The organism is Flavobacterium lacisediminis (assembly GCF_025909975.1).
Classification (GTDB): Bacteria; Bacteroidota; Bacteroidia; order Flavobacteriales; family Flavobacteriaceae; genus Flavobacterium; species Flavobacterium lacisediminis.
The window spans coordinates 311,189-325,579 of sequence record NZ_JAPCIO010000002.1; the positions used below are offsets into that span (position 1 = coordinate 311,189).

Here is a 14,391-nt window from a genome sequence, read left to right on the forward strand (position 1 = left end):
ATTAGAAATGTTTTTTTGTTAATGTTTTGATGATATTACCATAAAAAAACAAGGACTAACGATTAAGTTAGTCCTTGTGTGTAATTATTTTAAATTTAATTTTTTAGAAAATCACTTTATAAGTTTTAGTTGCACCATTTTCTAGTATTACTTCAACTAATAATGGACTTTGTGTTTTAACTACATTTCTAGTAGTAAATGTGTTATTGTTTACATTATTAAATGTTCCTAAAACTCTTCCTAATAAATCATATACACGTACTGATTTAATAGTTTGATTTGTTGAATTAACATTGATACTCTCGTTTGTGTAAACAGTTACAGCATTTGAAGTAAAATCTTCATTACTTAAAGTACTATTGTTAAACTTCAATACAAAACGAGTTTCGTTACTTCCAACTGTTCCAGTAAAAGTATATGGTGCTACTCTTAAATCATGAGTAATACCTAATACTGTATCTTCTAAATAAATGTTTTGAGCAGTTGAATCAAATAATCCGTCTACTGCAGCAATTGCTAATGTATAGTTACCATTTTGAGGAATTGTAACTCCTAAGTTTATTCTATCGTTGTTGTCGAATGGTAACGATCTTCCTTGAATTGATAAACCATTATTTTCTGCAACTGAATAAATTTCAAAATTAGTTTTAGCACCAACATTTATTGCATCAAATAGATGATCAACACCATTAGTAGCATCTGTTGCATAACCTACTAAAGATTTGCTTTCAGCACCTTGAGGAGAAACTAATTGTAGCCAAATTCTATGCTTTTCGTTACTTCCATTTCTAAAGAATTGATCATTTCTATATGTTCTGCTTCTCATAGTGTTATTGAATTCTACTGTGTTTGGAGTAGCAGCCGCATCTTGCATTAATACGAAGAACCCTTGTCCCGCAGGTATGAATCCATCAAATCCTGGTTGTGTTCCTCCTAATGCATTATGAGTAATGTAATCAGCAACTGTATAATTCATAACAAAATCTTGATAGAATGGATCTGCAATAGTAGTTAATGGTAAAGTTCCATGAGTCCAAATCTTAACAAACCCTGAAATTTTAGTAGAGTTAGCTGCTAAGAATGCATCTGCGCTTACTGCTGAAGGGAATGGGTTACCAATTAAATTCCAGTTATCGTCATTTGCTGTAACTAAAGTAGATGTAGGTCCAGTATAGTTAGCTCCAGCATAAGTACTTCTACTTATAGGTGTTGTAATTATACCATTATTTGGAACTCCAATAAAGTTAGCTTGATAAATTTGTTTTGTTGTTGTAAAGTTATCAGGTCCTCTAACGATATAACCTCTACCCGTTGTCATACCTTCACTTCCAGCAATCCAATTACCAAAGTTACTTGCGTATCCAGTTGTAGTTGTTGGAGCCCATTTATAAATGAAACTCGCTGGTGTTAATGGAGAAATAGCACTTGAGCTAAATCCTGCTACTGGTGATGACCAATATACATAATCTAATTTTCTGATATTTGTATTACGTTGCATTCTAATGTTTCCAGTATTAGCAACATTGTTTATTTGAATTAAACTTGAACTATCTTCAATTAAGAAAGTCCCAGCTGGAGCAACTTTTACATAATCAGTAATTGTTAAAGTATTTATTGAATTCACTTCTAAAATACCATCATCTTTTACTTCTAATGTTTTACCAAAACCATTGAATCCTGGACCTATGATTTCAGATTTATTTCCACCTGAAGATAAAATACTAGGTACAATTACACAGCTATTAGCATCTGGTACACCAACTGGTTCCCAGTTGTTTGCATCTGACCAATCATTACTATTTGTTCCTTTCCAAATTTTAGATTTATTTAAAATGGTAATATCTTGACTTGCAGTACAACCGTTTGATAAAACAGCAGTAGCGGTGAAAGTATAACTACCCATTTCTAATTGCGCTAATGTAGGTTTAACATATACATTAACTACAGGTGTTCCTGATACATAAGGAATTGTAGCTCCAGCATCTGTATACACGTCTGGTAATGAAGCGCCACTCCATACAAAAGCAGTATTTAAAGGTACTTCTCCAAAGATTTTAATATCATCAACAGCAACACCATCAGGTAACCATCCAGTAACACTTCCTAATGAATGATGTAAGACACGTACTCTTAAGTTTGCTTGGTTGATGTAAGCATTTAAGTTGTAGCTTAAATCAGCAAATTTAGTTCCAATTCCAGTATCGGCTGTGAACTCTTGAAGAGTTGTCCAAGTGGTACCGCCATTAGTTGAAATTTGAATTCTAACATATTCATCTGCTGGTGTATTACCATCAGGGAAATATCTTGAATAGTAGAATTTCATCGTCATCGTTAAGTTCAAGTAATTAGTTGAATTTAAAACACCTGATACAAGAGAATTTTCTACTAATACATCTGGAGGTGTTCCAGAGTCAGATGTTGCTAAGGCAAAACTATTTGGTGCTAAACCACTTGATATAGCAGGTTTCCATGAATCACCAGCAGTAGGTACAAATGTACTTGCTCTAACCATCCATTGTGTATCCGCTTTTACTCCAGCAGGTGATGGGTCAGAATTTACGTTTGTAAATGCACCTAATCCTCCACCTTCAAATCTTTCAAATAATAAGTTAGTTAACTCTTTGTCTCCACCCGCAGTTAAAGCTACAATTGCATCTTCTCCACATACGTCTGGTGCAGATTGTGTAAAAGTTAAAGTAGGAGTAGGGTTTACTCTTGCTACTACTGGAGTTCTTACAAATGACTCACATGTGCCATTCCAAGCTGTACAATAGTAGGTTGTTGTAGTTGCAATTGATGGAGTTTCCCAAGTACCGCCACTTGTAGATGTTCCTAAAAGAGCGCCTCCTGTTAAAGCAGCATACCATCTGATTTCTGTTGTTCCAGCTGTACCATTAGCAATTAAATCTACTACGCCAGAGTTACAAACGTCACCATCTACAACAGAGGTTATATTGGCATCACATTTTTGAATTACAGTAAATAAGTAATCTTCTGCCTCACCATATTCTCTAGCTGTATTTCCTCCAATCATTCTGGTGTCAAATATTTCACATGCATCAAAGTTTAAGCCAAAATCTTCTGTTACTCCTGGGAAACCATAAAAGCTATTATATGTTCTTACACGAACTCTGTAATCTCCAGGAACTGTTCCAGAAGGTATTACAAATCCAAAAGTACTAGAAATTCCTGCAGCTGGTGGTCCATAAACCATCTCAGAAGCTTCAAAAGTTCCGTTTTTATTCCAATCAACCCAAGCATGTAATCTTGTACGACCACCAATTGATTCTACAATCATGTTAACACCTTCACCTTGAGCTTGTTGAGCTTTTAGTGCTAAACCTGTGAAATTTTGATATCCTGGAGTTGCGTTGTCAAATGTGCTAATATTGTTTGTTTCAATTAATGTACCAATAAATGCAACTCTACTGATGTATCTATCATCGTTATATGTTAATGTAGTTGATGGAGTACAATATGTAGGCGCTCCCGCTCCTGTTGTTGCATTTCCGATTAAAACTGTTGGGTTTGTATTGTATAAAGGACCTCCGGTACATAATGCATTCATTGAATAAATATAGAAGTAATATGTAGTTGAAGGATTTAAACCTGTTGCAATAAATGTAGTATTTGAATCTGTGTCAACTACTGTATTTCCAACACCAATACTTGATCCTATTGTATAAGTAGTACCATCCATTATTAGTCCAGTTGGTGCAGTTCCTGTAGTATTCATAACAACAAGATAGTTTTGTGGTGCTGGAGCTGCAGCAGTAAAACTACCATTTAATGCAGTTCCTGAAGGTGTTCCAGCTGTTAAAACTAGAGCAGTTGGTTGTGCTGTTGGTTCTGCACAAGGAGGTGCAGATGCTATATTCAAACTATAATCTTCAAATTGAAAATTACCTCCAGCTGTAATACATGGGTCATAAATCGCATTAAAACTATTTCCAACACGCATTCTAATAGTTCCTACATAAGCAGTAACAGGTATTAAAATGTTTAAATTTGAAGTAGCTGTATTAGTGGTGAAATTACCAATTTGATATGCACCACCATCATCGGTAAAATTACCATTGTTGTTCCAGTCAAAATATACATATTGATAGAATAAGTTAGGACTTAAACCTGTTGATGTAACTGATATATTGTATGTGTTTCCTGCTGTAACGTTTCCAGTTATAGAAGAAAAATCTTCATAGTCAGGACCAGCAACACCTCCTACTGCAGATGTTGTATTGTTAATCCCTGCAAAAGTTACGTTAGAAATTGGATAAGTGTTATTTACACCTATAGGTGTACAATACACTATAGGGTCACAAGATAAAGCTGCTGTTGTAAAAGTAAAAGTAGCAGAAGTTACTGCGTCACCACAGCTATTTTTTGCTACTACTCTCCAGTAATACGTGGTACTTGCGGCTAATACTCCTGTAGTATATGAGTTTGTTGCTACTGTTGCAGTAACGGTTCCTGGTAAGCTACCTGCTCCAAAATACACATCATAAGATGTGGCACTAGCCGATGCTGTCCATGAAATACTATTTACAGCTCCCGCACCAGCATAACAAACATTAATTGCTGCATTTGCAGGTGTTGGGCCTACAACTGTTGCAGGAATAGTAATTACTGTAATAGGTGTTGATGCTGTACATGTTCCAATTGAATAAACAACTGTGGCTGTACCTGTTGTAACACCTGTAACTACTCCGCCAGCTGAAATTGTAGCTGAACCTGTTCCATTTATAATTGACCATGTTCCTCCACCTACTGAGTTAGTGAAAGCAGGTGTAGTTCCACCTGTACAAACTGTTGCTGCACCACCACCAATTGTTGTATTTGGAGCTGGGTTTACAGTTACACTAAATGTAGCTGGTGCACAAGAGCCAAGCGTATAATTTACGGTTACAGTTCCAGCAGAAGTTCCTGTTAAAACACCTCCCGCTGTAATTGTTGCAGAACCAGTTCCATTGACTACAGACCAAGTCCCGCCTGCATTAGGGTTTGTAAAGGCAGGAGTTGAAGCTCCATTACATACTGTTGCAGAACCACCGGCTATAGCGCCAGGGGTTTGTGCAATAGTTATAGTTCCAGAAGTCACAAAACATCCAGTTGGTAATGTATATCTTACAGTAACAGTTCCTGCGGTTGTTCCTGTTAAAACTCCGCCAGCACTTATGCTTGCTGTTCCAGTTCCCGCTATTACAGACCATGTTCCGCCAGCTGTTGCACTTGTAAATGCTGGAGTTGAAGCCCCTGTACAAACAGTTGCTGAACCACCTGCTATTGCTGCTGGTAATGGATTTACTGCTATGCTAATACCATTATTTCTTCTTCCATTATTGTTTATATCAACTACGCCTGAAGTTGTTCCTGCGGCAATTACTGCAGTTATTGTAGTAGCATTAACTACTGTTATGCTTGTACATGCTGTTCCGTTTACAGTAACTGTAGTAATGCCTAGTGTTGAAAAGTTAGTTCCAGTTATGGTGATTGTACTTCCAATACAAACTGGACTTGGTGCTACTGAAGTTACAGTTATGTAATCAAACATAACTCTACCAGGTGCTCCAGCTCCTCCAGCTGAATTTGTTCCACCGTTTCTTTCTCCTCCACTTCCTCCAGCTCCTGGTTGTCCTCCTGGATTACCAACTGCATTTTGAACACCAATTGCTCCTGTTCCAAAAATACCAAATGCAGTTCCTGAATTACCTCCATTACCTGAATTTCCACCGTTTGCTGCTAGAGTCCCATTGTTTCCGTTACTATTTGTTCCTCCAGTTCCTGTACCAAAACCACTATTAATAGGTGTGTTTAAAGCTGCTCTGTTTCCTCTTCCTCCTGTTCCTCCAGTTCCTGAAAGATTAGTTAAAGGAGTTGCTGATGTAATAGTTGATGCAGTACCGTTACCACCATTTCCGCCAGCTGCTGCCCCGGCAGCTCCAGCTGTACCAGCTGTGAAAACAAAAGTATTCCCTGTGGATACCGCTATCTGAGCAGAAGCAGCGCCACCGCCGCCGCCGCCATTTCCTCCATCGCCATTTACAGATGATCCACCACCACCACCACCTGCACCCCATACAGCTGCATTAATGTGAGTAACATTGGCAGGAACAACAAAATTTGTTGGTCCAGAAGGGCCGTCTACATTTCCTGGGAATTGCCCAAAAGCATCAGAAAATCCCAAAAGCATAAAAAGTAGAACTAGTAAACTAGAGGTTTTACTTTTCTGAGAAAAAGTGTTCCATGCATGATGTATTGCAAAAGAACGGGTTAATAGATTGTAATTCTGTTTCATAAATTAGGGGTTGTTTGTATTCTTTTTGTTAAATTTTGCTTTTTTTGAAATCCAAAAAAATGTTTTATTCGTATCTGATTAAAATGACTTTTTTGAACTACGTAATAACAAATATAATAAAAAAATATCTTTTTGCATATAACAATTTTTAAAGGTTTTGTGAAAAGCTTGTTGTTTTGTTGTTTTTCGGTAAAAAAATCGATAAAGTGTTTAAAAAAATCGATGAAATACAGTTTTTTTGCTGTTTGTTTTTTGTTTAAGTTTTTGATAAATATTTTATGCATAATGTTAAATTTTTTATGAAATTAATGTGATTTTGCTTTTTATACACCAATAAATCGGTTGAACTGCTTTTTTTATCGTTAAATAGCTAGTTATTTTTTGTGAATTTTAATTAATTAATCCTTATCTTTGTAGGGTAATATTCTAAACTCCAGTATTATGAAGAAAATTATACTTTCAGCCCTTGGCTTTTTCGGTTCATTAACAGCTTTTTCTCAAATGTATGTTAGTCCAAACAGCTATGTTTTTGTTAACGATCAGTTCATGTTTGTTAGGCAAGATGTTAATTTACAGAACAATGGAAATTTGTTTCTGAGAAACAATTCGCAATTATTGCAGGGAACTACGGGTTCTGGTGCTAATACAGGAGCTGGTAAACTTTCTGTTTTTCAGGAGGGTACTGTAAATAATTTTCAGTATAATTATTGGTGTTCTCCAGTTGGTAATGCTTCTGCTTTAGTAGGTAATGAGTCTTTTGGTATTACAATGTTGAATCGCCCTACAGGTGTTACTACAAGTGTTCCAGCAACAATTTTAGCTACTAACAATTATAATGGTACAGCTAGTCCATTAGCAATTGCGCCTTATTGGATATGGCGTTTCGTAACGTCAAATGCATATGCACAATGGGCTTACGTGGGTAGCGCAACTGGAATTAATGCAGGAGAAGGTTTTACAATGAAAGGAACTTCTGGTACTGATGCAACTATTGCTCAAGCGATTGAAAATGTTCAAAACAACTCGGGAAATAGACAGCGTTATGATTTTAGAGGTAAGCCAAATGATGGTAATATGGGTGTAGCTGTTTCTGCAGGTAATTTTACCTTAGTAGGAAATCCTTATCCAAGTGCTATAGATATAAATGCTTATTTGTTAGATCCAGCTAATGCAGCTTTAATTAATGGTCAAGCCTATTATTGGGAACAAGTTGCAGTTAATACACATACGTTAAATCAATATCAAGGAGGTTATGGTGTTTATAATCCAGTTACTGGAATTTACACGCCAGCTGCTTTTTGGTCTTATGATGGATACGGATCTCAAGGAGTTCCGGTAGGTTCTGGAACAGTATACCAAAGAAGATTCTCTCCAGTAGGTCAAGGATTTATGGTGATGGGAACTGCTTCAGGAAATGTAACAATGAAAAATAATTTCCGTGTTTTTGTAAAAGAAGGAGTGGTAAATCAGTCTCAATTTGCAAGAACAGCTTCAGCTAATCCAGCTGCAGATAATTCTGAATTTTTCCCAGAAATTCCAAATGTTGCAGGTATTGATTATACACAAATTAGAAAAGGAACTTCTCCTTATATTAGAATTCATGCTATGTATAATAATAGCGGAGTTCGTCCAACAACTATAGCCTTTTTAGATTCAGCAACTGATGGTTTTGATTATGGTGCTGACGGTCGTTCTCCTTCTGGTGAAGCGGCGGAGTTTTATTATATTTTAAGTGATATGCCTCACGAGTATGTGGCAACAGCTGTGAAATTTGATATTGATAAAAGAATTCCGGTAGGTTTTAGATGTACAGCTCAAACTAATTTTAAGTTACAAGTAAAAGATGTTGTTGATTTTGATGTAAATCAAAATGTATATTTACACGATAAATTAACAGGTATTTATTACGATATTAAAAATAACGTTTTTGATATGACATTACCTGCAGGTAATAACACAACACGTTTTGAAGTTACGTTCAAAAATACTGATGTCGTTTTAAATAATCCAGATGAAGTTGCAGAGTCTTTCACTGTTTATCAAAACAATCAAAATTCAATGTTAACTATCTACAATACATTAAATAAAGATATTACTTCATTAATGATGTATGATGTAACGGGTAAGGTTGTAATTGAAAAAAGTAATCTTGGAAGAGGAGCTTCATATGAATTTTCTACATCAGGTTTAAGTGATGGTGTTTATGTTGTCAAAGCTAAAACTAAAGACAATATAGATATGAGCAAAAAAGTAATTGTATCTAGAAGATAATACTTCTTAATTATAGTATATTTGAAAGCAGCTTTTATTAGCTGCTTTTTTTTATGGAATCCTTTAATCAACAAATAGAACTAGATTTTCCTAATGGTATCCAACTCTTTATAAAAAGAGAGGATTTGTTACATCCAATTATTTCGGGCAATAAATTTAGAAAACTCAAGTATAATATTGCCGAAGCAAAAAAGTTAGGTGATACCACTTTGTTGACTTTTGGAGGCGCTTTTTCTAATCATATTTTGGCTGTTGCAGGAGCTGGAGCTGAATTCGGTTTCAAGACTATTGGAGTAATACGAGGAGAAGAAATTGAAAGTAAAATAGCTGAAAATCCTACTTTAGTTCAAGCGCAAAAATTGGGGATGCAGTTTTATTTTGTTTCACGCGAAATGTATCGAGATAAGGAAGATGCTGATTTTATATCACATTTGAATGAAAAGTTTGGAAATTTCTATTTAGTTCCAGAAGGCGGTACTAATAAGTTAGCTATAAAAGGCTGTGAGGAAATTTTAACATCTGAAGATAAAGCATATTTTACTCACATTGCTTGTGCAGTTGGAACAGGAGGAACCTTCTCGGGTTTAATTAATTCTTCTAATGAAAAACAGCAATTAATTGGATTTTCTTCCTTAAAAGGTGCTTTTTTATCTGATGTAATTCGTAATTTTGTAGTGAAAACTAATTGGAGTGTAAATGACGCCTATCATTTTGGAGGATATGGCAAGGTAAATGACGAATTTATACAGTTTTTAAATTCGTTTTACAGTCAAACCGCTATCCCGTTAGATCCTGTGTATACGGGTAAGATGGTTTTTGGAATTTGGAATTTAATTCATAACGGATATTTTTCTAAAAATTCAAAAATCTTAATGATTCATACTGGTGGTTTACAAGGAATTAAAGGCATGAATTTTGCTTTACAAAAAAAGAATAAAGAAATATTACAATATGATAAAAACTAAGTTAGCCCTTTTTTTATTAGCGCTTTTAGTAGTGAGCTGTACTAGTTCACGTCCAGTGGTTAGAACAACATCAAAACCTAAAGTTACAGTTAAAAAGAAACCGGTTGTACAGGCAAAGCCTACTGTAAAACCAATTACCAAAGCGGTTGTAACTACTTCTACAACTACAACAAAACCTAGTAATTCTGACACGCCAGTAGAATTAGTAGCGACTTCTAATATAAAAACCTATGCTGAAGAAATACAATCTTATGTAGATAGCTATAAAGATGTGGCTATGAATAATATGAAGACTCATGGAATTCCTGCTAGTATTATTTTGGCTCAAGGTATTTTAGAATCTGGTGCAGGAAAAGGGAAATTAGCATTAAGTGCAAACAATCATTTCGGAATTAAGTGCCATAAAGAGTGGACAGGTGAGAGTGTGAAGCATGATGACGATGCTGCCCAAGAATGCTTTAGAAAATACCAACTACCTTCGGAATCTTATCGAGACCATTCGCTATTTTTAACATCAAGACCACGATACTCTAGTTTATTCAAGTTAGATAAAGGAGATTATGAATCTTGGGCAAAGGGATTAAAAGCTGCTGGTTATGCAACCGATGTGAAATATCCAGATAAATTAATTGGATTAATAGAACGCTTTGAATTGTATAAATATGATAACGAAGTATTAAATAGAGATTTTAAACCAGAAAAAAAAGAAGTCATTTTAGCTCAGGGTGGTGATTATTATACTATTCAGCAGGGTGATACACTTTATTCCTTATCTAAAAAATTCAATCTTTCGGTGGATGATTTAAAGAAATTAAACAACATGTCTGACAATGCCATTTCTATTGGGCAACAAATCAAAATAAAATAATGTTATATAAAAGAAGTAGCGAACTATTTGTAGAAGCTAACAAAGTAATTCCTGGAGGGGTAAACTCTCCAGTACGTGCATTTAAAGGAGTAGGAGGTACTCCTATTTTTGCGAAAGAAGCAAAAGGAGCTTATTTGTATGATGAAGATGGAAATCGATTAATAGACTATATAAATTCATGGGGTCCTATGATATTAGGACATGCTTATGAGCCTGTTGTAAATGCTATTATTGAAAAAGCAAAAAAAGGGACTTCTTTTGGAATGCCAACAGAATTAGAAACTCAGATTGCTCAATTAGCAGTTTCTATGGTTCCAAATATCGATAAGATTCGTTTTGTAAATTCAGGAACTGAGGCTTGCATGAGTGCGATTCGCTTGGCTCGTGGTTATACAAAGCGTGATAAAATTATTAAATTTTCTGGATGCTATCACGGACACTCCGATTCGTTCTTAATTGCTGCAGGAAGTGGTTTGAGTACCTTTGGTGTGCCAAATTCTCCTGGTGTAACAGAAGGTACGGCAAAAGACACATTATTAGCAGCTTATAACGATATTGATAACGTAAGAGCATTATTCGAAGCTAATAAAAATGAAATTGCTGCGATTATTATAGAACCAGTTGCTGGAAATATGGGATGTATTCCTCCAGTAAAAGGATTTTTAGAAGCTTTGCGCGTAGTTTGTTCTGAAAACGGAGCTTTGCTTATTTTTGATGAAGTAATGACAGGATTTCGCTTAGCAAAAGGTGGTGCGCAAGAATTATACGGAGTTCAAGCGGATATTGTTTGTTTTGGTAAAGTAATTGGTGGTGGATTACCTGTTGGGGCATTTGCAGCAAGAGAAGAAATTATGAATTACTTAGCGCCGTTAGGACCAGTTTATCAAGCGGGAACATTATCTGGAAATCCGTTAGCTATGGCAGCTGGATTAGAAATGTTGAAAGCTTTGAATGCTGATGGGGATATTTTTAAACGTTTAGATGAAAAAACAGCGTATTTAGAAAACGGAATCCGAAATGTCCTAATTGAAGAAGGTGTTGTTTTTACTATTAATAGAGTAGGTTCGATGATTTCAGTTCATTTTGATGCTAATCCTGTTTATGATTTTGCAACGGCTAAAAACGGAGATAATGATACTTTTAAGAAGTTCTTCCATGGTTTGTTGAACAGGGGAATTTATATTGCGCCTTCTGCTTATGAAACTTGGTTTATAACCGATGCGTTAACGTATGAAGATTTAGATTTTACCATTGCTAAAATTAAAGAAGTAGCAAAAGAATTATAATAAAAATGTCCCGATTATTCGGGACATTTTTTATTGGATTATATTTTCGTAAAGATTTTTATTATTCATCAGTTTTTTCAATTGATCAGTTGAAAGTGAAGCACTCAATTTATTTTTTATAATTTCATAAACTTCAGCTTTTTCTTTATCAGAAGTAGCTTTTGCAAGCATTTCATGTTTGTATACTAACAAGTTATATAATCCGTTCTCTAGGTTGGTTTCCAAAGGAATTTCTTTTGTGAACTCATTTAATTCCAACTTAGCTAACATTTTTGGTTCTCCAGATTTTTTTTCTTGAGCAAAAGAGACAGTACTAAATGCAAAGAATAATAGTAGAGAAAAGATTATTTTTTTCATAATTAAAATAAATTTGATTTTTTTTGGTTTGTCAAATCTAAATTAAATTTGAGATTAAAACAAAATATTAATCAAAATAATTAATTAGATCGATGCTGTTTTCCTCTTTTTTGCATTCTTTCTTTACCTTTTTCAATTTTATCATTATGTATCTCTTCCCATTTTTTGTATTGTTCTGGTTTTAAGATTTTTTTCATTTTGGCTTTCATCTCAATTTGATTGTCTAACATTTCGTTTTTCATTTCAAATCTTTCGTCCGCAGTTGGTTTTTCGCCTTTTTCTTTTTTGGCTTTCATTTCAGCCATTTTAGACTCTCTTTTTTTTGCTTGTTCTAAAAGAATTGTTTTTAATTCAGCTTGTTGTTTTGAGTCTAAATCTAAATCCAGTGTCATTTTTTTAACTTGAAGCTCTGTTTGTTGTTCTGGAGTTAATTTTTCTCTTCCTTGTTTTCTGTCTTGTGCGAATGTTAGTGTAGACATCACTAAAACCATTGCTAAAATTAATTTTCTCATTTTTTCGTTTTTTTAATTGTTTGATGATAAGACACTGGAAAAATAAAAAGGTTTAATCTTAAATAAAAAAAAGCGAAACTTTTTAAAAGTTTCGCTTTTGATTTTAATCTCTGGGGAGTTTATTTTCCTAAGTATTCAGCAATTTTATTATCGCCGTCAACTGTAATCTTCATTAAACCATGTTTGCTGATGCCTTTGCTGGCAGCATCCCATTTTTTACCGCTTAAATCAGCTTTTATTTTTAAATCACCAATTGAAATTCCTTCGTTAGCTTTTAAAATTTCAATAATGTGTTTTTCGTCTTCTGTTAATTCTGGACCTTTTTTCTCTGGTCGCATTTGTGGGAAGAACAACACTTCTTGAATCGATTGATTGTTCGTTAAGAACATAATCAGTCTATCCATACCAATTCCTAATCCTGAAGTTGGAGGCATTCCATATTCTAAAGCTCTTAAAAAGTCTTCGTCGATAATTCCGTTTGCTTCGTCATCACCTTTTGCTGCTAAAGCCATTTGGTTTTCAAAACGCTCTCTTTGGTCAATTGGATCATTTAATTCTGAATAGGCATTTGCGATTTCTTTTCCACAAACCATCAACTCAAAACGCTCTGTTAATTCAGGATTATCACGGTGTGACTTACATAATGGTGACATCTCTTTTGGATAATCCGTAATGAATGTTGGTTGAATGAAGTTACCTTCACATTTCTCACCAAAAATTTCATCAATTAATTTTCCTTTACCCATGGTGTCATTCACTTCGATTCCCATAGATTTTGCAGCTTCGCGCAATTCGTCTTCCGATTTTCCTGTAATGTCAAAACCAGTGAATTGTTTGATAGCATCCGTCATTGTAACTCTAGCATAAGGTGCTTTGAAGTTTACTTTATGTTCGCCAAAAGTAGCTTCAGTGGTTCCGTTTACTTGATTTGCACAATATTCTAAAAGGTTTTCTGTCATTTCCATCATCCAGTTGTAGTCTTTGTAAGCTACATAAATTTCCATTGCGGTAAATTCTGGATTATGTGTTCTGTCCATTCCTTCGTTACGGAAGTTTTTTGAAAATTCGTAAACACCGTCAAATCCACCAACGATTAATCTTTTTAGATATAATTCGTTAGCAATTCGCATGTATAATGGAATATCTAAACTATTATGATGTGTGATGAAAGGTCTAGCAGCAGCTCCACCCGGAATCGATTGTAAAACCGGAGTTTCTACTTCCATGTAGCCAGCTTCGTTGAAAAATGTTCGCATAGCAGTGAATAATTTAGTTCTTTTCATGAAAACTTCTTTCACTTGCGGATTTACCACTAAATCTACGTAACGCATACGGTAACGTAATTCAGGATCGGTAAAAGCGTCAAACACATGACCTTCTTCGTCAGTTTTTGGTAACGGAAGCGGTTTTAACGTTTTGCTCAACATTTTAAAATCATCCACGCGAACGCACATAGCACCCACTTTAGTCATGAATAATTCACCTTCAATTCCAACAAAATCACCTAAATCGGTTAATTTTTTGAAAACTTGATTGTAAAGCGTTTTGTCTTCGCCTTCACAAAGTACATCACGATTAAAATACAACTGAATTCTTCCTTCGCTGTCTTGTAATTCAGCAAACGAAGCTTTTCCTTGATCACGAACACTCATCAAACGTCCAGCCAAAATAACCTTCTTACCTTCTTCGAAATTTTCCTTCACTTGCTTTGAAGTGTGATTCACCGGAAATAAATCCGCTGGATAAGGGTTAATTCCAAGTTCGCGTAAAGCGTTTAGTTTGTCTCTTCTAATGATTTCTTGTTCCGAAAGTTGCATAGTATTGTATTTAAGCGTGC

At 34.9% G+C, this 14,391-nt stretch carries 8 protein-coding genes; 4 read left to right on the plus strand and 4 right to left on the minus strand.

Features of this window, described 5'->3' with window-relative positions:
- Window positions 1-103 precede the first annotated feature (103 nt).
- Window positions 104-6,295 (minus strand): beta strand repeat-containing protein, encoded by a 6,192-nt coding sequence (locus tag OJ995_RS03985; RefSeq protein WP_264368250.1) that lies wholly within the window; start codon window positions 6,293-6,295, stop codon window positions 104-106.
- 441 nt (window positions 6,296-6,736) lie between these two features.
- Here OJ995_RS03985 and OJ995_RS03990 point away from each other — a divergent pair, with 441 nt between their 5' ends.
- Genes OJ995_RS03990 through hemL form a run of 4 tightly spaced genes read left to right on the plus strand, consistent with a single transcriptional unit; the run spans window position 6,737 to window position 11,685 of the window.
- The gene (locus OJ995_RS03990; protein WP_264368251.1) at window positions 6,737-8,566 is read left to right on the plus strand and encodes a T9SS type A sorting domain-containing protein; all 1,830 of its coding nucleotides are present in this window, start codon (window positions 6,737-6,739) and stop codon (window positions 8,564-8,566) included.
- A gap of 53 nt (window positions 8,567-8,619) precedes the next feature.
- Window positions 8,620-9,531 (plus strand): 1-aminocyclopropane-1-carboxylate deaminase/D-cysteine desulfhydrase, encoded by a 912-nt coding sequence (locus tag OJ995_RS03995; protein WP_264368252.1) that lies wholly within the window; start codon window positions 8,620-8,622, stop codon window positions 9,529-9,531.
- Window positions 9,518-10,399, plus strand: a complete 882-nt coding sequence (locus tag OJ995_RS04000; RefSeq protein WP_264368253.1) for a glucosaminidase domain-containing protein — start codon at window positions 9,518-9,520, stop codon at window positions 10,397-10,399. Before OJ995_RS03995 ends, OJ995_RS04000 begins: the two co-directional genes overlap by 14 nt.
- Window positions 10,399-11,685, plus strand: coding sequence for a glutamate-1-semialdehyde 2,1-aminomutase (gene hemL / locus OJ995_RS04005; protein WP_264368254.1), 1,287 nt, complete (start codon window positions 10,399-10,401; stop codon window positions 11,683-11,685). The genes OJ995_RS04000 and hemL overlap by 1 nt, the downstream gene beginning before the upstream one ends.
- Window positions 11,686-11,715: 30 nt before the next feature.
- On the opposite strand, the gene OJ995_RS04010 is transcribed toward hemL, so the two are convergent.
- The 3 genes from OJ995_RS04010 to lysS form a co-directional block, all read right to left on the minus strand.
- On the minus strand, window positions 11,716-12,042 hold the full coding sequence (locus OJ995_RS04010) for a hypothetical protein (RefSeq protein ID WP_264368255.1): 327 nt from the start codon (window positions 12,040-12,042) through the stop codon (window positions 11,716-11,718).
- An 80-nt stretch (window positions 12,043-12,122) separates the two neighbouring features.
- A complete protein-coding gene (locus tag OJ995_RS04015) occupies window positions 12,123-12,554 on the minus strand; it encodes a DUF4890 domain-containing protein (RefSeq protein WP_264368256.1) in 432 nt (143 codons plus the stop codon).
- Window positions 12,555-12,673: 119 nt separating this feature from the next.
- Window positions 12,674-14,371, minus strand: coding sequence for a lysine--tRNA ligase (gene lysS, locus OJ995_RS04020; RefSeq protein ID WP_264368257.1), 1,698 nt, complete (start codon window positions 14,369-14,371; stop codon window positions 12,674-12,676).
- Window positions 14,372-14,391 lie beyond the last annotated feature (20 nt).

Excerpts from the sequence above, each read along its gene's own strand:
- OJ995_RS03985 (WP_264368250.1), bottom strand. The coding sequence starts at position 6,295 with ATGAAACAGAATTACAATCTATTAACCCGTTCTTTTGCAATACATCAT.
- OJ995_RS03990 (WP_264368251.1), top strand. The coding sequence starts at position 6,737 with ATGAAGAAAATTATACTTTCAGCCCTTGGCTTTTTCGGTTCATTAACA.
- OJ995_RS03995 (WP_264368252.1), top strand. The coding sequence starts at position 8,620 with ATGGAATCCTTTAATCAACAAATAGAACTAGATTTTCCTAATGGTATC.
- OJ995_RS04000 (WP_264368253.1), top strand. The coding sequence starts at position 9,518 with ATGATAAAAACTAAGTTAGCCCTTTTTTTATTAGCGCTTTTAGTAGTG.
- hemL (WP_264368254.1), top strand. The coding sequence starts at position 10,399 with ATGTTATATAAAAGAAGTAGCGAACTATTTGTAGAAGCTAACAAAGTA.
- OJ995_RS04010 (WP_264368255.1), bottom strand. The coding sequence starts at position 12,042 with ATGAAAAAAATAATCTTTTCTCTACTATTATTCTTTGCATTTAGTACT.
- OJ995_RS04015 (WP_264368256.1), bottom strand. The coding sequence starts at position 12,554 with ATGAGAAAATTAATTTTAGCAATGGTTTTAGTGATGTCTACACTAACA.
- lysS (WP_264368257.1), bottom strand. The coding sequence starts at position 14,371 with ATGCAACTTTCGGAACAAGAAATCATTAGAAGAGACAAACTAAACGCT.